Raw genomic sequence first — 16,835 nt, forward strand, 5'->3', positions numbered from 1 at the left:
TAAGCAAAAGTAATTTTGCTTTTATTCTGTTTTGTCCATGAAACCAACATACTTACGTTTCAATAGGTAACCTTCTAGCTGTTTGATTCCTTCAATACCGGTTGAGATAATGATCAAAAGACTAGTTCCCCCAAAAGCAACAGCTTCTGAAAGACCAAAGACATCTTTTGCCACAATCGGCAAGATAGAAATCACACCTAGGAAGATCGATCCGACAGTCGCAAGGCGACGAAGAAGTTTCGACATGAATTCTTCAGTTCCCTTACCAGGACGGACACCATGAATGTAGGCTCCACTCTTTTGCAAGTTTTCTGCTGCTTTCTCTGGATTGATCTGTACAAATGTATAGAAGAACGTAAAGAGAATGATTAGCAAGGCATACATAGCAACACCAGTCGGAGATGTTGTAGATAACATTTCCTGTGCTGTACGTACCCAAGCCCAATCATGACCTGTAGCACTCAAAAATTGAAGAATGGCTGCAGGTGCTGCTGTGATGGAACTTGCAAAGATAACTGGGATAACCCCCGCTGGGTTTACCTTCAATGGAAGGTATGAGCTTGATGGGGCTCCTTGAGCAACTTTTGTATATTGGATTGGAATTTTATATTCTGCCTGTTGAACAAAGGTTGTAAAGTATACAATCAACAAGACAGCGATAATCAAAATAACGACAAAGATAATAGATGAAGTCAAACGGCTACTTGGAATATTGACGAAGTAGTCAACATAGATTCCTTTAATCATCTCAGGGATTGAAGCGACAATACCTGCAAAGATGATCATAGAAACACCGTTTCCGTATCCCTTATCTGTAATTTGTTCCCCGAGCCAAGTTACAATCATACTACCTGCTGTGAGGATAATACCGATAGTAACAAAGACTTGTGGTGTTAAAGCTGTCGTTAATAATTTTGCTCCAGAAAGAGTGTTAAATCCTGCTGTAATCCCGATAGATTGAACAAATGCAAGCACAAGTGCAATATAACGAGTAGCTTGGTTTAGTTTTCTCCGTCCTACTTCCCCTTGTTTGCCCCATTCTACAAACTTCGGTAAAATATCCATTTGTAGCAATTGAACAACGATGGAAGCAGTGATATACGGACTTACTCCGAGTGCAAAAACGGAGAAGTTCTTCATGGCATTCCCTGAAACAAGACTAAGCATGTTCAAGAAAGATAAACCACTGAGAGCTTCTAAACTTTTCGCATTCACACCTGGAACTGTAATACTTGTCCCAATACGGAAAACAAGAATGATAAAAATTGTAAAGAGAATTTTTGATCGAACTTGTTTAACCTTGAGCGCTTCTTTTAGTAATTTAAAAAACATGGGTCACCTCTCTTAGATGACTTCTACAGAACCACCTTTAGCAGTGATAGCTTCCTCAGCTGATTTAGAGAATTTAGCTGCTTTCACAGTCAATTTCTTAGTCAACTCACCGTTACCAAGAATTTTAACTCCTGATTTTTCAGCTTTCACAATTCCTGCTTCGATAAGTACAACTGGAGTTACTTCTGCACCGTCTTCAAAGACGTTCAATTGGTCAAGGTTTACAATTGCGTATTCTTTAGCGTTGATGTTAGTGAATCCACGTTTTGGAAGACGACGGAACAATGGAGTTTGTCCACCTTCAAAACCAAGGCGAACTCCGCCACCGCTACGAGCTTTTTGACCTTTTTGACCGCGACCAGATGTTTTACCGTTACCTGATGAAGTACCACGACCAACACGGTTACGTACTTTACGAGAACCTTCTGCAGGTTTCAATTCATGAAGTTTCATTATTATTTTCTCCTCTTTTGTAAAATGCTAGCGCCGATAAGAGAGAAAAGGTTGTCTCCCTTATCAACTCGCCTATACATGGTCATCTTAGATGACTATACCTAGTTTTAGGGGATGAGTATTGCCACATCCCCTAAAAATTATTAGTTTACTTCTTCAACTGTTACCAAGTGAGATACTGCAGTGATCATACCACGGATAGCAGCGTTGTCTTCTTTGATAACAGAGCTGTTCAATTTGCCAAGTCCAAGTGCTACAACAGTTTTACGTTGTGATGGAATGCGTCCGATTGGAGACTTAGTCAAAGTAATTTTAATTTGAGCCATTTTATCCCCTTTCTTATGCCAAATCAGAAACTGAAATACCACGAAGGGCAGCAACTTCTTCAGCGCGTTTCAATTGTTTCAAACCTTCAACAGTTGCGCGAACAATGTTGATTGGAGTGTTAGAACCAAGTGATTTAGATGTAATATCTGCCACGCCTGCCAATTCCACAACGGCACGAACTGCACCACCAGCGGCAACTCCAGAACCTTCTACAGCAGGTTTCAACAATACTTTAGCTCCACCGAATTCTGAAAGAACTTCGTGTGGGATTGTTGTTCCAACCATAGGAACCTCAATCAAGTTTTTCTTAGCATCTTCTACTGCTTTGCGGATTGCTTCTGGAACTTCTTGAGCTTTACCAGTACCAAATCCTACGCGACCGTTGTGGTCACCAACAACAACAAGAGCTGCGAAACGAAGACGACGTCCACCTTTAACAACTTTTGTAACACGGTTGACAGCAACTACGCGTTCTTCTAATTCAACTGCATTGTCTTTAAATGCCATTTTCTAGTGTCCTCCTATTAGAATTTCAATCCGTTTTCACGAGCTGCATCAGCCAAAGCTTTCACACGTCCGTGATATAGATATCCACCGCGGTCGAACACCACTTCTGAAATACCTTTAGCGTTTGCACGTTCTGCAACGAGTTTACCGACAGTAACGGCTTGTTCAGTTTTAGTTCCTTTTGAAACTTCTTTGTCAAGAGTTGAAGCACTTGCGAGCGTTACACCCGCTACGTCATCAATCACTTGAGCGTAGATGCCTGTATTAGAACGGAATACGTTCAAACGTGGGCGATCAGCAGTTCCAGAGAGTTTTCCGCGAACGCGACGGTGGCGTTTTTGGCGGAGTTTGTTTTTATCTGGTTTAGAAATCACAGTTTTCACCTCTTTAGTTTTAAATCATGTGCTATGCACTAAGTTGGAAAATAGGTTGGTGGTTGAAAATCAACCACTCAACATTATTTACCTGTTTCACCTTCTTTACGGCGAACGAATTCACCAACGTAACGGATACCTTTACCTTTATATGGTTCTGGTGAACGAAGGCTACGTACGTAAGCAGCTGTTTGACCAACTACTTCTTTTGAAATTCCGCTAACAACGATTGTTGTTGGGTTTGGAAGTTCAAAAGTAATTCCTTCTGGAGCTTCAACTTCGTCTGGATGAGATTTACCAACAGCCAAAACAAGTTTTTTACCTTGAAGTTGTGCACGGTAACCAACCCCACGCATTTCAAGTTCTTTCTTGAATCCTTCTGATACACCAATTACCATGTTGTTCAAAAGGGCACGAGTAGTTCCATGGATTGTTTTCATTTCTTTTGAATCGTTTGGACGGTGAAGAGTTACTTCAGTACCTTCCACACGAATTTCAATATCTTTTGAGAACTCACGAGTAAGCTCTCCTTTAGGTCCTTTTACAGTTACAACGTTGTCATTGTTAGTGATTTCAACACCAGCAGGCAACACGATAACTTTATTACCAATACGTGACATGTTTATTTTCTCCTGTTAAATTGTCAGGCCAGAATGGCCAGTTTTCACGGGGGCTTAAATCGATTTCTCGATTTAAAGGAACATTTAGGTTTCAATTCCAAAGTGAATCTAGGCAGCGTCTCGCCGGCATAACTTTGGGTTAGGCAAGAGACGATAACGACGAGTCGCAAAGAAATTGGGAGCTAAATATTACCAAACGTAAGCGATAACCTCACCACCAACATTCTTTTGGCGAGCTTCTTTATCAGTAAGCAAACCTTCAGAAGTTGAAAGGATAGCAATTCCAAGTCCGTTAAGAACTTTTGGAAGATCTTCACGTTTTTTGTAGACACGAAGTCCTGGTTTAGAAACACGTTTCAAGTTAGTGATAACTTTTTCACCGTTTGGTCCGTACTTAAGGAATACACGGATGATGCCTTGTTTGTCATCTTCGATGATTTCTACGTTCTTAACAAAACCTTCGCGTTTAAGGATTTCAGCAATCCCTTTTTTGATGTTTGATGCAGGTACTTCAAGTACTTCGTGTTTTGCTTGGTTAGCATTACGAATACGAGTTAGGAAGTCTGCGATTGGGTCAGTCATAACCATTTTGTTTTTCTCCTCTTACTAGTAGTTTGCAAGTTGCACTTGCTAGTTAATACATGATACAAAGAGCGTAACAGCAAGAGCAAAAATAGGCAATTTGATGAAGGAGCGATGCTCCAAAGAAAATTGGTCTTTTTTGCCAAAGCTGTAGCTCGTGTTCAAATTGGCAAGCCCAACTGAACCCGGGCTAAACCCTGTGTGAAAAAGATAAACTTTCCTAGAAAATTCAGTTTCTTCGTCAAGTTTCCTATTTTCACTTGGAGTTTTAACGCCCTTGATATCTTAAATTACCAAGATGCTTTTGTTACACCAGGAATTTGTCCTTTGTAAGCTAATTCACGGAAGCAAACACGGCAAAGTTTAAATTTGCGGTAAACTGAATGTGGACGACCACATTTTTCACAACGAGTATAAGCTTGAGTAGAGAACTTCGCTGGACGTTTGTTCTTAGCAATCATTGATTTTTTAGCCATTAGATTTACCTCCTATATTATTTTGCAAAAGGCATTCCAAGGCCTGTAAGCAATGCACGTGACTCTTCGTCAGTGTTAGCAGTTGTTACGATAACGATGTCAAGACCACGAGTTTTGTCAACGTCATCAAAGTTGATTTCTGGGAAGATCAATTGTTCTTTCACACCAAGTGTGTAGTTTCCGCGTCCATCAAATGATTTTGTTGGAACACCGTGGAAGTCACGTACACGTGGAAGTGAAACTGAAACCAATTTGTCCAAGAATTCGTACATACGTTCACCACGAAGGGTAACTTTTGCACCGATCGCTACACCTTCACGAAGACGGAAGCCGGCGATTGATTTTTTAGCTTTAGTGATAAGTGGTTTTTGACCTGAGATAAGTGCCAATTCTTCAGCAGCTTTTTCAAGACTTTTAGCGTTTGATACAGCTTCACCAACACCCATGTTCAAAACGATCTTATCTACTTTAGGCACAGCCATCACTGATGAGTAGTTGAATTGTTCTGTCAAAGCAGGAACTACTTCATTAAGATATTTTTCTTTTAAACGATTTGCCATTATACTTCTCCTTTCCTTCGTGATTAATCAAGCACTTCGCCTGATTTTTTGTTGTAGCGAACTTTTTTACCGTCTACAAATTTGTAACCAACACGACCAGCTACACCGTTTTTGTCCAAAACTTGAACGTTTGATACGTGAATAGCTGCTTCTTTCTCGATGATACCACCTTGAGGAAGCTCGTTAGTTGGACGTTGGTGTTTCTTAACGATGTTAACACCTTCAACGATAACTTTGTTTACTTTTGGAAGGGCAGTAAGGACAACAGCTTCTGTTCCCTTATCTTTACCAGCGATTACGCGAACTTTGTCGCCTTTTTTTACAAACATTAGGTTTCTCCTTGATTTTTCTTACGCCCATAAGGGCACCCTAGCCTGAAGCTAGGGGACTAGTTTGTTTGTTTTTGCTCTGCGAAAATCAAAGCAATCCTTCGTCAGTTTCAACTCACCTAACTTAAGTTATGCTTTCGTCTTACTTCCTAGACTTGTTTTAATTTTCTTTGAGCAACCAATTAAAGTACTTCTGGAGCAAGTGACACGATCTTCATGAAGCCACCTTCACGCAATTCACGTGCAACTGGGCCAAAGATACGTGTTCCGCGAGGAGTTTTGTCTTCACGGATGATAACTGCTGCGTTTTCGTCAAATTTGATGTATGAACCATCAGCACGACGAGCACCTGATTTAGTACGAACGATAACAGCTTTTACAACGTCACCTTTTTTAACCGCACCACCAGGAGTAGCTTGTTTTACAGATGCCACGATAACATCACCGATGTTTGCAAATTTACGTCCTGAACCACCAAGAACTTTGATAGTCAAGATTTCGCGCGCACCGCTGTTGTCTGCGACTTTCAAACGAGTTTCTGTTTGAATCATTTCAGTTTTCTCCTTTCAGGTTTGATTAGATGATGACCGCTTCTTCAACAACTTCTACAAGACGGAAACGTTTTGTAGCTGAAAGCGGACGAGTTTCCATGATACGTACGATATCGCCTTCTTTGGCAACATTGTTTTCATCATGTGCTTTGTATTTCTTAGAGTAGTTAATACGTTTACCATAGACTGGGTGGTTACGTTTTGTTTCAACTACAACTGTGATTGTCTTGTCCATTTTGTCAGATACAACACGTCCAACAAGAACTTTACGATTATTGCGTTCCATTGAAATTTCTCCTTCCCTAGTCTATTATTTCGCTTCAGATTGAACTGTTTTGATACGAGCGATTTGTTTTTTAACTTCTTTCAAGCGAGCTGTTTGTTCCAATTGACCAGTAGCAGCTTGGAAACGAAGTTCAAACAATTCTTTTTTCAATTCGTTTTCGCGCTTCGCGAGTTCTTCTTGAGAAAGACCACGAAGTTCTTTAACAAATTCTTTTACTTCATTAAGTTTCATGCCTTCTCCTTATTCTGCTTCACGTTTTACGAATTTACATTTAACTGGCAATTTGTGGCTTGCAAGACGAAGCGCTTCGCGAGCAATTTCTTCAGATACACCAGCGATTTCGAACATCACTTTACCACGTTTAACTGGTGCTACCCAACCTTCAGGTGCCCCTTTACCAGATCCCATACGCACACCGATAGCTTTAGCAGTGTAAGATTTGTGTGGGAAGATTTTAATCCAAACTTTACCACCACGTTTCATGTAACGAGTCATGGCGATACGAGCAGCTTCGATTTGGCGGTTAGTGATCCAGTGGCTAGTTGTAGCTTGAAGACCGTATTCACCGAATGCTACTTCTTTTCCACCTTTTGCTTCACCGCGCATTTTTCCACGGAATTCACGACGGTGTTTAACACGTTTAGGTACTAACATTGGTTATTTACCTCCTTTAGTGTTTTTACGAGCTGGAAGAACTTCACCACGGTAGATCCATACTTTAACACCAAGTTTACCGTATGTAGTATCTGCTTCTTCCCAAGCGTAATCGATATCTGCACGAAGTGTGTGAAGTGGAACAGTTCCTTCAGAGTATCCTTCAGCACGGGCGATATCTGCACCGTTCAAACGACCTGATACTTGAGTTTTGATTCCTTTAGCTCCAGCACGCATTGCACGTTGGATTGCTTGTTTTTGTGCACGACGGAAAGCGACACGTTGCTCCAATTGACGAGCAATTCCTTCACCTACAAGGTGAGCATCCAAATCAGGTTGTTTGATTTCGATGATGTTGATGTGTACTTGTTTTCCAGTCAATTTGTTAAGTTTTGCACGGAGTGCATCAACGTTAGCACCACCTTTACCGATAACCATACCTGGTTTAGCAGTGTGAAGTGAAACGTTAACTTTGTTTACTGCGCGTTCAATTTCGATAGTTGAAACTGCTGCATCAGCAAGTTCTTTTTGAACGAATTTACGGATTGCAAGATCTTCATGAAGGTAATCCGCGTATTCTTTTTCAGCATACCATTTGGCATCCCAATCACGGATGATGCCGACACGCATACCAATTGGATGTACTTTTTGACCCACGATGTTACCTCCTTATTTTTCTGCAACAGCCACAGTGATGTGAGCTGTACGTTTGTTGATTGGTGAAGCTGAACCTTTCGCACGTGGACGGAAACGTTTCATAGTTGGTCCTTCGTTTGCGAATGCTTCAGATACTACCAAGTTAGCTTTGTCCAAACCAAAGTTGTTTTCAGCGTTAGCTACAGCTGAATTCAAAACTTTCAAGATGATTTCAGCAGCTTTGTTTGGTGTGAATGTCAAGATTGCAATAGCATCAGCTACGCTTTTACCACGGATGTTGTCAAGAACAAGACGTGATTTACGAGGTGAAACACGTACTGTACGAGCCATTGCTTTAGCTGAAGTAATTTCTGCCATTTATGTTCTCCTTATTTTCTACGTGTTTTCTTGTCGTCTGAAGCGTGACCTTTGTAAGTACGAGTTGGTGCAAATTCACCAAGTTTGTGACCTACCATGTCTTCTTGGATGTAAACAGGTACGTGTTTACGTCCGTCATAAACTGCAATAGTGTAACCAATGAAACTTGGGAAGATCGTTGAACGACGTGACCAAGTTTTGATAACTTTTTTCTTTTCGTCGTTAGCTTGAGCTTCAACTTTTTTCATCAAATGCTCATCGACGAAAGGTCCTTTTTTAAGACTGCGTCCCATTTTTATATTTTCTCCTTTAAATGTTGTACCACAGCGGCTTGCGCTCACATGGAGCGCTACCGAGCTGGCGGATTTCCTAGTTGCTTAGGCGACTAGTTTACTATTATTTCTCGTTGCGACGACGAACGATAAGTTTGTCAGATTTCGCTTTCTTGTTACGAGTTTTAAGACCAAGAGCAGGTTTGCCCCATGGAGTAGATGGTGCTTTACGTCCAACTGGTGCTTTACCTTCACCACCACCGTGTGGGTGATCGTTAGGGTTCATTACAGAACCACGAACTGTTGGGCGGATACCTTTCCAACGGCTACGTCCTGCTTTACCAAGGTTTACAAGTCCATGTTGTTCGTTTCCGACAACACCAACTGTAGCACGACAAGTTCCAAGAATCATACGAACTTCGCCAGATTGAAGACGAACAAGAACGTATTTACCTTCTTGACCCAATACTTGAGCAGAAGCACCAGCAGCACGTACCAATTCTCCACCACGACCAGGTTTCAACTCGATGTTGTGGATCAAAGTACCAACTGGGATGTTAGCAAGTGGAAGAGCGTTTCCGACTTTGATATCTGCTTCAGGACCTGAAACGATACGTTGACCAACTTCAAGACCTTTTGGAGCGATGATGTATGCTTTCACACCGTCAGTGTAGTGTACAAGAGCGATGTTTGCAGAACGGTTTGGATCGTACTCGATTGTTTTAACAACTGCTTCAACGTTGTCTTTGTTACGTTTGAAGTCAACCAAACGGTAGAAACGTTTGTGTCCACCACCTTGGTGACGAACAGTGATACGACCGTTGTTGTTACGACCAGCCTTGCTCTTCAAAGCAACAAGCAATGATTTTTCAGGAGTGCTTGTTGTGATTTCAGCGAAATCCAAAGAAGTCATATTACGGCGACCGTTTGTTGTTGGTTTATAAACACGAATTCCCACGATATTTCCTCCTTAGATTATTCAGCTTCAGCAGCGAACAACTCGATTGCTTTTGAATCAGCTGTAAGTGTGATGATAGCTTTTTTAGTTTTGTTAGTAAAACCAGTGTAACGTCCAACACGTTTTGCTTTTGGTTTTACGTTGATTGTGTTAACGTTGGCAACTTTAACACCTTCGAAAGCAGCTTCAACAGCTTGCTTGATCAAAAGTTTGTGTGCACGAGTGTCAACTTCAAATACATATTTTCCTGCTTCAAGTTGAGCCATTGAGCTTTCAGTGATAACAGGTTTTTTGATAACATCATACAAATTCATTATGCAAGAACCTCCTCGATTTTAGAGATAGCTGCTTGTGTGACAAGAAGTTTGTCGCTATTTGCGATGTCAAGAACACTTGCAGTTGTAGCTGTTGCAACTTTCACATTTGGAAGGTTACGAGCTGAAAGAGCTGCGAATTCATTTCCTTCTTCAAGGATAACAAGAACTTTAGAATCGATGCTCAATGCTGCAAGAACTTTTGCAAATTCAGCAGTTTTTGGAGCTGTAAATGAAAGAGCGTCTACAGCTACGAATTTGTTTTCAGCAACTTTTTCAGAGTAAACTGATTTAAGAGCTAGGCGACGAACTTTTTGTGGAAGTTTGTAGCCGTATGAACGTGGAGTTGGTCCGAAGACAACACCACCACCACGCCATTGTGGTGAGCGGATAGAACCTTGACGAGCACGTCCAGTTCCTTTTTGACGCCATGGTTTGCGTCCACCACCTGATACTGCAGAGCGGTTTTTAACAGCGTGTGTTCCTTGACGAAGGCTTGCGCGTTGGCTGATGATCACATCAAACACAACTGATTCATTTGGTTCGATACCAAATACTGCATCGTTAAGAACAACTTGGCCAGCTTCTTTACCAGTTTGGTCAAATAATGTTACGTTTGCCATTGTGACTGATTTCCCCTTTCTTTATTATTTACCAGCTTTAACTGCTGATTTGATAGTGATAAGAGATTTCTTAGCACCTGGTACGTTACCTTTGATAAGGATAACGTTCTTTTCTGGAACAACTTGTACAACTTCAAGGTTTTGAATTGTTACGCGGTCGCCACCCATACGTCCTGCAAGGTTTTTACCTTTGAATACGCGGTTAGGTGCAACAGGTCCCATAGAACCTGGACGACGGTGGTAACGAGAACCGTGAGCCATTGGTCCACGTGATTGTCCGTGGCGTTTGATAACACCTTGGAAACCTTTACCTTTAGAAGTACCAGTTACGTCAACAACGTCTCCAGCTGCGAATGTTTCAACTGTGATTTCAGCACCAACTTCCAAGCCTTCAACGTTTTTGAATTCACGAATGAAGCGCTTAGGAGCCGTGTTAGCTTTCGCTACATGTCCTTTAGCAGGTTTGTTGCTCAATACTTCGCGTTTGTCATCGAAACCAACTTGGATAGCGTTGTATCCATCTGTTTCAACAGTTTTAACTTGAAGAACAACGTTTGGAGTTGCTTCAATAACTGTTACAGGGATCAATTCGCCAGCTTCAGTGAAGATTTGAGTCATTCCCACTTTTTTCCCTAAGATTCCTTTTGTCATGAGAAAATAGTTCCTTTTCTATATTTTTTATTCAAAAAGTTTTTAACGAGCGTTTTTTATGCTCAAGTCTAAGATACAAAGGGCGTCAAACTCAAAGTGAAAATAGGAAACTGACGCAGTGTCTAACAGACACTAGGAAGTTTATCTTTTTCACACCGAGTTTAGCCCGTGTTCAATTAAATTGAAACACCAGCCTCTGCTCTTTTATATTTTAGATTAAAGTTTGATTTCTACGTTTACACCACTTGGAAGATCCAATTTCATCAAGGCATCAACTGTTTTTTGAGTTGGGTTAACGATATCGATCAAACGTTTGTGTGTACGCATTTCAAATTGTTCGCGAGAGTCTTTGTATTTGTGAGTCGCACGAATGATTGTGTAGAGGCTACGTTCAGTTGGAAGTGGGATTGGACCCGCAACTTGTGCACCTGTACGAGTAGCTGATTCTACGATTTTTGCAGCCGCTGTGTCAAGCGTACGGTGTTCGTATGCTTTCAAACGGATACGGATTTTTTTGTTTGCCATCTTTTTCTCCTTTTCGTCTATTTAAGATAATAGGCTAGCTCCACAAGAAAACCGACGCGCGTTGCGTGGCAATGCAACCGAGCGTGTCGCAACCTCTTGCATCAAAGCTAAGGCTGTAATTTACAGCACCATAATAGAATAACACAAAGCCCCTGCGATTGCAAGGGATTTGTGAGCTTTTTTTCGTTTTTTTACTAACCTAAGTTACTAGAGTATGTTCTGATCCTCTTTCGTAAATAAAACATAGTTTGACAATTTACCCATTTTTGGGGGTGGCGATAAAGATAGATACTGTCTGATCTGGATCATATTTTTCAAAATCAATACTATACTGACGTTGCAGTTCTCTTGCTTCTTCTGCCTGCCAAATTTGTTGCCAGGTATGGAGAAACCCTTTTGAATCACTTGTATCCACCTCAAATACTTGGTAGGTTTGTTCTGAAGTGTCAAAATCCCAGTCTTCTTTATCGGATAGACTACAGAGCGACAAGCTGTAATCCCCCTTGTAGTCGCTGACATAATCATGATAGACTGCATAAATCGGAAGCCCTTGGGCAAATGCCTCCTCTACTTCTTTCTGGTGCTCCTGCCATAGATGGCTAATTTTTTCCATCATGTTTGGATCTTGGAAATTATTTGTAGAGATACTACTGATTATTTTTAAAAACATTCCTTCGCTCCTTTTACTTTCACTTCTAAGGTGACTGACTAGCAATCAACCTCAGCTCTAAACTTTCTAGCTACCAAGAGGCTAATTCACGCAACAAAATGAAATAGCATTCTTTGCGTATAGGATATATCACACCATTCACTATCAACTCCCTTTTCCCAGAAAAAACGGTGCCTATAACAAACAAAACGTTCAATTTACCGGTCTCAACCAGAGCTGAAAAACAATGCAGGCTTCAACCAAGACCATCCTTCCAATTCTTATTGATATAGTCTGGAAAGTTTTTAACGAACATTTTTTGTGCTCAAGTCTAAGACATAAAGGGATTCAAACTCAAAGCAAAAATAGGAAATCGACGCGCGTTGTGTGGCAGTGTATCCAATCGTGGTCACAACCTCTTGCATCACAGCTAAAGATGTGATTTACAGCACCACGGTAGAATAACACAAAGCCCCTGCGATTGCAAGGGATTTGTGAGCTTTTTACGTTTTTTTAAGATGAAACTGTTTTCTCTTTTTATCTTTCCAAAATTACGGATTTACATCTATAAAAAACTACCTTTTCTTCTATATAATATGTGTCATTTTGACCTTGAATGTATCTTCTGATTGATCTACTAAAATGTCCGCTTTAGACTCGGTTTCTCTATAGTATCGCAGATACTGCTCCCGTCTCATCTGATGGCTAGCCAATACAAAAGATACATCGCGATTTCTCATAGTCGTATCTCGAGCTAAGCGCCTCTTTAATTCGGTCTCCTCATCCGTGTAGAAACAGATGGTTTTGTCAAAGAGTTCCTTGGGAAGAAAACCCACGGACATCCCTTCGACTATCAAGAACGGTTTTGAACCAGATAGGACTTCGCTTGGCTTCCAAGGTTCATCAATCGTCAAGATGTCCATACCTGCCTGCAAGGCGAGAATATCTCTCTGTAAACTTGCCAGTTCATGCGCCACTGGCAGACAAGCCGTCACCTTTTGATCTGGCGCTTGCTTTGGTACTACCAGGTGACGTTCTGAGGTGATATAAGGATCTGTTTCTAGTAAATTTACTGTAGTAGAATCTAGAGCTTGATGTAATTCCTGAGCGAAGGTTGACTTGCCCGAAGCCCCATGACCGTAGATCCCCAGTGTCCTAACTCTTCCCGTTTCAATCTCTGAAACCAGTTGTTCTATCAGGTCTTTTTTCTTCATTCTCTCTTCACCTGCTCATAGCTTTCTTTTCCGTCATTAAGCTTGTCCCAAATCACTACTTTCCCACTTTTGAGGGATTTTTGCACATCGATAATTCGTTGATTGGAAGAACCTCGGAACTGGAGCATAAGATTGCGCTTGCTTTTGTCATAACGACCATCGACAAGGATGTCAATCAGCGACAAGAGTTCCAGTTTGTCTGGAGTCTCCAGCATCATTTCTTCCCAAGTATAACCTGTCCAAGACCAGATGTCTTTATCTGGCAATTCCTTCCGAATGCGTTTAACGAGAGGCAAGAGAATGCCCGTATTGAGGAATGGCTCCCCTCCCAGTAAGGTCAAACCTTGAACATAGGGCTGGGCAAGGTCTGCCATAATCTGTTCTTCTAACTCTGCTGTATAAGGAATTCCTGCATTGAAAGACCAGGTCGCCACATTATAACACCCTTCACAGTGAAACATGCAACCTGCGACATAGAGAGAGTTACGCACGCCTTCTCCATCTACAAAGTTAAAGGCCTTGTAGTCAATGATTCGCCCTTTGCTAAGCTCCTCGCTTTTCCATTCACCTGGTTTTGGTGTATTCCATGTCATCCTTCTACTCCAAATCTATCCAGTAACGTTCTACGCCATTGCGAATATCCTCAAAGAGTCCGCCATTTGTCACAATCACCACCCTACTAGCAGGATTTTCCGTACTACAGGTCACAAGTGCTTTTTTGATGTTCTTTTCCTTGGCAACTTGCAAGCCTTGTCGGAGAGCTTCTTTGGCATAACCTTTGCCTCTTTCAGATGGACGAATGGAGTAGCCAATATGGCCCCCATTTTCTAGTAAGTAGTCATTTAATCGGAGACGAAGGTTGAGAAAGCCAAGAGCCTGGCCTGCTACGTCAAAACTAACCAGCTGGATAGCAGGAACCCAGTTTTCAGGAATATTGAGGCCCGCTTCCGCTTGAAGATTTTCTTCTAGCCACTCTTCATAAACAAAATTGTTGGCGTTCCAAAACCCACCATCGTGGGGTGATTGAGTCTGTTCAAACTCTGCTATCATCTCTAAAACTGTTTCTTTATCTGCCAATGTTGGTCTGCGTAGTATCATTTTTACCTCCAATTAAGAGAAAAGTGAGAGCAGACTCTCACTTTTATTTTTTCTTATTCTTGTTTAAAAACTGTTCTCTGAGGTTGAGCAAGCGTTCTTTTTTACCTGTTCCACCTTTCGAGTGTTTCTCGTGATAACGGGTCACTTGTGCGCGTCCCTTATCGTCTAATTGGTATTTCCCCATTCCATTTCCTTCTAATTTGTTACTTCATGTCCAGCTGTTTTAATAGTTGAACCGTTCATGTGTTTGACACGCGCAGCGATTTCCTTGTGGCGTCCATTAACCATTGGACGCGCTTGAGGATTCCCCAGATAACCACACGTACGTTTGACCACATCTACTGTTTTAGGGTCGCTATTGCCACAGTTTGGACAAGCAAATCCTCGCTCAGTTGGTTCAAAATCCCCTTCAAAGTCACACTTGTAGCAACGATCAATAGGAGTATTGGTCCCTAGATAGCCGACACGGTCATAGGCATAGTCCCAAACAGCTTCCAAGGCTTTAGGATTTTGTTGAAGAACTGGATACTCACAATAATGGATAAAACCACCTGACGCACCTGCTTCTGGATAAACTTTCTCAAAGTCTAATTTTTCAAACGGCGTTGGATTTTTCCGGACATCGTAGTGGAACGAGTTGGTGTAGTATTCCTTATCCGTGATGTCAGGAATAGAACCAAACTTCTCTGTGTCTAAGCGACAGAAGCGATCTGTCAGACTTTCAGACGGTGTGGAGTAGATCGAGAAATGGTAACCATATTGGTCAGACCACTCTTCCACACGACGTTTCATATCGCGAATAATATCCAATGTGAATTCCTTGGCTTCAGGATTGCTTTCCCAGCTATTTCCAAAGAAGACTGTAGCCACTTCGTACAAACCGATGTAGCCCAGCGAAACTGTCGCACGGCGATTCTTAAAGAGTTGGTCAACACTTTCTTCTTTTCCGAGACGGCGGCCGAAGGCTCCATACTGATAAAGGATAGGGGCATTTGCTGGTGTTGCTTCCTTGGTTCGTTCGACACGATAAACCAGAGCATCCTCCGCAATGTTCATTCTCTCGTTGAAGATTTCCCAAAACTTATTCAGATCTCCTTCAGACTCGAGGGCGATACGAGGCAGATTAACCGTCACAACACCTAGATTCATACGACCTGAATTGACCTCAACACCATTTTCATCTTTCCAGCCTTGGAGGAAGGAGCGACAACCCATAGGAACCTTGAAAGAACCAGTCAGTTCGATAATCTTATCATAGGACAAGACATCTGGGTACATCCGCTTGGTTGCACACTCAAGAGCCAACTGTTTGATGTCGTAGTTAGGTGAACCTTCCTCTAAGTTGAGTCCTCTTTTCAGCGTAAAGATGAGTTTAGGAAAGATGGCTGTGCGGTGTTCTGAACCAAGCCCCTTGATTCGGATGGTCAAGATAGCTTTTTGAATTTCCCGCTCAAAACGACTAGTTCCTAGACCAAAACCTAGTGAAGTAAAAGGTGTTTGTCCATTTGAAGTGAAGAGGGTATTGATTTCATACTCAAGAGATTGCATGGCATCATAGATATCTTTTTGAGTTTTTTTCCAAGCGTAATCTTCCCGTTTTTCAGGCAAGACCCACTCTTTCGCATCTTTGAGGTGCTTTTGATAATTCTTCTCCGCATAAGGCGCCAAGACTTCATCGATACGGTCAGCTGAACAGCCCCCGTACTGGCTAGAAGCAACGTTAGCGATGATTTGTGAAATTTGAGCTGTCGCAGTCTGGATAGATTTGGGACTCTCTACCTCTGCATTTCCAATCTTAAAACCATTTTCCAACATGCCTTTAAAATCAATCAAACAGCAGTTGGTCATAGGAGTGTAGGGGCTGTAGTCCAAGTCATGATAGTGGATATCCCCTTTTTGATGAGCATTGGCTACGTGCTTAGGAAGCATTTGCAGTCCGATTGATTTCCCAACAATCCCTGCTGTCAAATCACGCTGGGTGTTGAAGACATCACTGTCTTTATTGGCATTTTCATTGACAACTGCTTGATCTTTATTGAGAAGTTTATGGATACTAAAGTTGATATCTGTCGCTTTTGAGCGCTCAAAATCCCTTTGTGTCCGATAAGTGATATACTCCTCAGCCAGCGCATACTCTTTGGCTTCAAGGAGTTCATGTTCTACGACATTCTGAATTTCGTAAATCTTGACACCTTGAGGGAAGCGGCTGTGAATTTCCGTCACGATTCTTTCAACTAGACCATTTAGGCGTTTTTCTACTAGAGGCGTAAGGTCCATAACCTTTTCCGCCGCCTTGTGGAGAGCCTTGTCAATCTTGTCTACATCAAACACCACACGTCTACCATCTCGTTTTTCAACGAACAAGGTGGGGACGGTTGCAAGCTTTTCTTCTAATACAATCATATCCATGCTCTTTTCTAAAATGTTGTTCTATGAAGTATTATACCACTCTAAAAATAAAAATCA

At 41.7% G+C, this 16,835-nt stretch carries 27 protein-coding genes; all 27 read right to left on the reverse strand.

Translation table 11 applies throughout. The features are described 5' to 3' along the window. Positions 1-21: 21 nt before the first annotated feature. The 27 genes from V470_08865 to V470_09000 all read right to left on the reverse strand — a co-directional run bounded on the left by V470_08865 (position 22) and on the right by V470_09000 (position 16,772). Positions 22-1,332 (reverse strand): preprotein translocase subunit SecY, encoded by a 1,311-nt coding sequence (locus V470_08865; GenBank protein ID AHZ48519.1) that lies wholly within the window; start codon positions 1,330-1,332, stop codon positions 22-24. 12 nt (positions 1,333-1,344) lie between these two features. Continuing rightward, positions 1,345-1,785: a 50S ribosomal protein L15 gene (locus V470_08870; GenBank protein ID AHZ48520.1), complete on the reverse strand. Its 441-nt coding sequence runs from the start codon at positions 1,783-1,785 to the stop codon at positions 1,345-1,347. A 143-nt stretch (positions 1,786-1,928) separates the two neighbouring features. Beyond that, entirely contained in the window at positions 1,929-2,111 is a 183-nt protein-coding gene (locus V470_08875) for a 50S ribosomal protein L30 (protein AHZ48521.1), read from the reverse strand. Positions 2,112-2,124: 13 nt separating this feature from the next. Next, positions 2,125-2,619 (reverse strand): 30S ribosomal protein S5, encoded by a 495-nt coding sequence (locus tag V470_08880; protein AHZ48522.1) that lies wholly within the window; start codon positions 2,617-2,619, stop codon positions 2,125-2,127. Positions 2,620-2,636: 17 nt separating this feature from the next. Then, on the reverse strand, positions 2,637-2,993 hold the full coding sequence (locus V470_08885) for a 50S ribosomal protein L18 (protein AHZ48523.1): 357 nt from the start codon (positions 2,991-2,993) through the stop codon (positions 2,637-2,639). An 83-nt stretch (positions 2,994-3,076) separates the two neighbouring features. Then, positions 3,077-3,613, reverse strand: coding sequence for a 50S ribosomal protein L6 (locus V470_08890; GenBank protein AHZ48524.1), 537 nt, complete (start codon positions 3,611-3,613; stop codon positions 3,077-3,079). Between the two features lie 189 nt (positions 3,614-3,802). Next, positions 3,803-4,201, reverse strand: a complete 399-nt coding sequence (locus V470_08895) for a 30S ribosomal protein S8 (GenBank protein ID AHZ48525.1) — start codon at positions 4,199-4,201, stop codon at positions 3,803-3,805. Positions 4,202-4,485: 284 nt separating this feature from the next. After that, positions 4,486-4,671 (reverse strand): 30S ribosomal protein S14, encoded by a 186-nt coding sequence (gene rpsN, locus V470_08900; protein ID AHZ48526.1) that lies wholly within the window; start codon positions 4,669-4,671, stop codon positions 4,486-4,488. A gap of 17 nt (positions 4,672-4,688) precedes the next feature. Next, the gene (locus V470_08905) at positions 4,689-5,231 is read right to left on the reverse strand and encodes a 50S ribosomal protein L5 (protein ID AHZ48527.1); all 543 of its coding nucleotides are present in this window, start codon (positions 5,229-5,231) and stop codon (positions 4,689-4,691) included. Between the two features lie 23 nt (positions 5,232-5,254). Further along, the gene (locus V470_08910; GenBank protein ID AHZ48528.1) at positions 5,255-5,560 is read right to left on the reverse strand and encodes a 50S ribosomal protein L24; all 306 of its coding nucleotides are present in this window, start codon (positions 5,558-5,560) and stop codon (positions 5,255-5,257) included. Between the two features lie 182 nt (positions 5,561-5,742). Next, positions 5,743-6,111, reverse strand: coding sequence for a 50S ribosomal protein L14 (locus V470_08915; GenBank protein AHZ48529.1), 369 nt, complete (start codon positions 6,109-6,111; stop codon positions 5,743-5,745). A 25-nt stretch (positions 6,112-6,136) separates the two neighbouring features. Continuing rightward, on the reverse strand, positions 6,137-6,397 hold the full coding sequence (locus V470_08920; GenBank protein ID AHZ48530.1) for a 30S ribosomal protein S17: 261 nt from the start codon (positions 6,395-6,397) through the stop codon (positions 6,137-6,139). A gap of 24 nt (positions 6,398-6,421) precedes the next feature. Next, positions 6,422-6,628 (reverse strand): 50S ribosomal protein L29, encoded by a 207-nt coding sequence (locus V470_08925; GenBank protein AHZ48531.1) that lies wholly within the window; start codon positions 6,626-6,628, stop codon positions 6,422-6,424. 9 nt (positions 6,629-6,637) lie between these two features. Continuing rightward, positions 6,638-7,051 carry a 50S ribosomal protein L16 gene (locus tag V470_08930; protein AHZ48532.1) on the reverse strand — a complete coding sequence of 138 codons (414 nt, stop codon included), beginning with the start codon at positions 7,049-7,051 and terminating at the stop codon, positions 6,638-6,640. 3 nt (positions 7,052-7,054) lie between these two features. Then, complete coding sequence (locus V470_08935) at positions 7,055-7,708, reverse strand: 30S ribosomal protein S3 (protein ID AHZ48533.1); 654 nt, start codon at positions 7,706-7,708, stop codon at positions 7,055-7,057. Between the two features lie 12 nt (positions 7,709-7,720). Next, a complete protein-coding gene (locus V470_08940; GenBank protein AHZ48534.1) occupies positions 7,721-8,065 on the reverse strand; it encodes a 50S ribosomal protein L22 in 345 nt (114 codons plus the stop codon). 11 nt (positions 8,066-8,076) lie between these two features. Further along, the gene (locus V470_08945; protein ID AHZ48535.1) at positions 8,077-8,358 is read right to left on the reverse strand and encodes a 30S ribosomal protein S19; all 282 of its coding nucleotides are present in this window, start codon (positions 8,356-8,358) and stop codon (positions 8,077-8,079) included. Positions 8,359-8,461: 103 nt separating this feature from the next. Next, on the reverse strand, positions 8,462-9,295 hold the full coding sequence (gene rplB / locus V470_08950) for a 50S ribosomal protein L2 (GenBank protein AHZ48536.1): 834 nt from the start codon (positions 9,293-9,295) through the stop codon (positions 8,462-8,464). Positions 9,296-9,312: 17 nt separating this feature from the next. Further along, a complete protein-coding gene (locus tag V470_08955) occupies positions 9,313-9,609 on the reverse strand; it encodes a 50S ribosomal protein L23 (protein AHZ48537.1) in 297 nt (98 codons plus the stop codon). After that, complete coding sequence (locus tag V470_08960) at positions 9,609-10,232, reverse strand: 50S ribosomal protein L4 (GenBank protein AHZ48538.1); 624 nt, start codon at positions 10,230-10,232, stop codon at positions 9,609-9,611. Before V470_08960 ends, V470_08955 begins: the two co-directional genes overlap by 1 nt. Before the next feature lie 24 nt (positions 10,233-10,256). After that, on the reverse strand, positions 10,257-10,883 hold the full coding sequence (locus tag V470_08965) for a 50S ribosomal protein L3 (GenBank protein AHZ48539.1): 627 nt from the start codon (positions 10,881-10,883) through the stop codon (positions 10,257-10,259). 216 nt (positions 10,884-11,099) lie between these two features. Next, positions 11,100-11,408 carry a 30S ribosomal protein S10 gene (locus tag V470_08970; protein AHZ48540.1) on the reverse strand — a complete coding sequence of 103 codons (309 nt, stop codon included), beginning with the start codon at positions 11,406-11,408 and terminating at the stop codon, positions 11,100-11,102. Between the two features lie 256 nt (positions 11,409-11,664). Next, complete coding sequence (locus V470_08975; protein AHZ48541.1) at positions 11,665-12,078, reverse strand: transcriptional regulator; 414 nt, start codon at positions 12,076-12,078, stop codon at positions 11,665-11,667. 566 nt (positions 12,079-12,644) lie between these two features. Further along, on the reverse strand, positions 12,645-13,271 hold the full coding sequence (locus V470_08980) for a phosphoribulokinase (GenBank protein AHZ48542.1): 627 nt from the start codon (positions 13,269-13,271) through the stop codon (positions 12,645-12,647). Beyond that, on the reverse strand, positions 13,268-13,864 hold the full coding sequence (locus V470_08985) for a ribonucleoside-triphosphate reductase activating protein (protein ID AHZ48543.1): 597 nt from the start codon (positions 13,862-13,864) through the stop codon (positions 13,268-13,270). Before V470_08985 ends, V470_08980 begins: the two co-directional genes overlap by 4 nt. A 4-nt stretch (positions 13,865-13,868) precedes the next feature. Beyond that, positions 13,869-14,369 carry a GNAT family acetyltransferase gene (locus V470_08990; protein ID AHZ48544.1) on the reverse strand — a complete coding sequence of 167 codons (501 nt, stop codon included), beginning with the start codon at positions 14,367-14,369 and terminating at the stop codon, positions 13,869-13,871. 195 nt (positions 14,370-14,564) lie between these two features. Then, positions 14,565-16,772 carry a ribonucleoside-triphosphate reductase gene (locus V470_09000; protein AHZ48546.1) on the reverse strand — a complete coding sequence of 736 codons (2,208 nt, stop codon included), beginning with the start codon at positions 16,770-16,772 and terminating at the stop codon, positions 14,565-14,567. Between the last annotated feature and the right edge of the window lie 63 nt (positions 16,773-16,835).

The sequence above is a fragment of the Streptococcus sp. VT 162 genome (assembly GCA_000688775.2).
Classification (GTDB): domain Bacteria; phylum Bacillota; class Bacilli; order Lactobacillales; family Streptococcaceae; genus Streptococcus.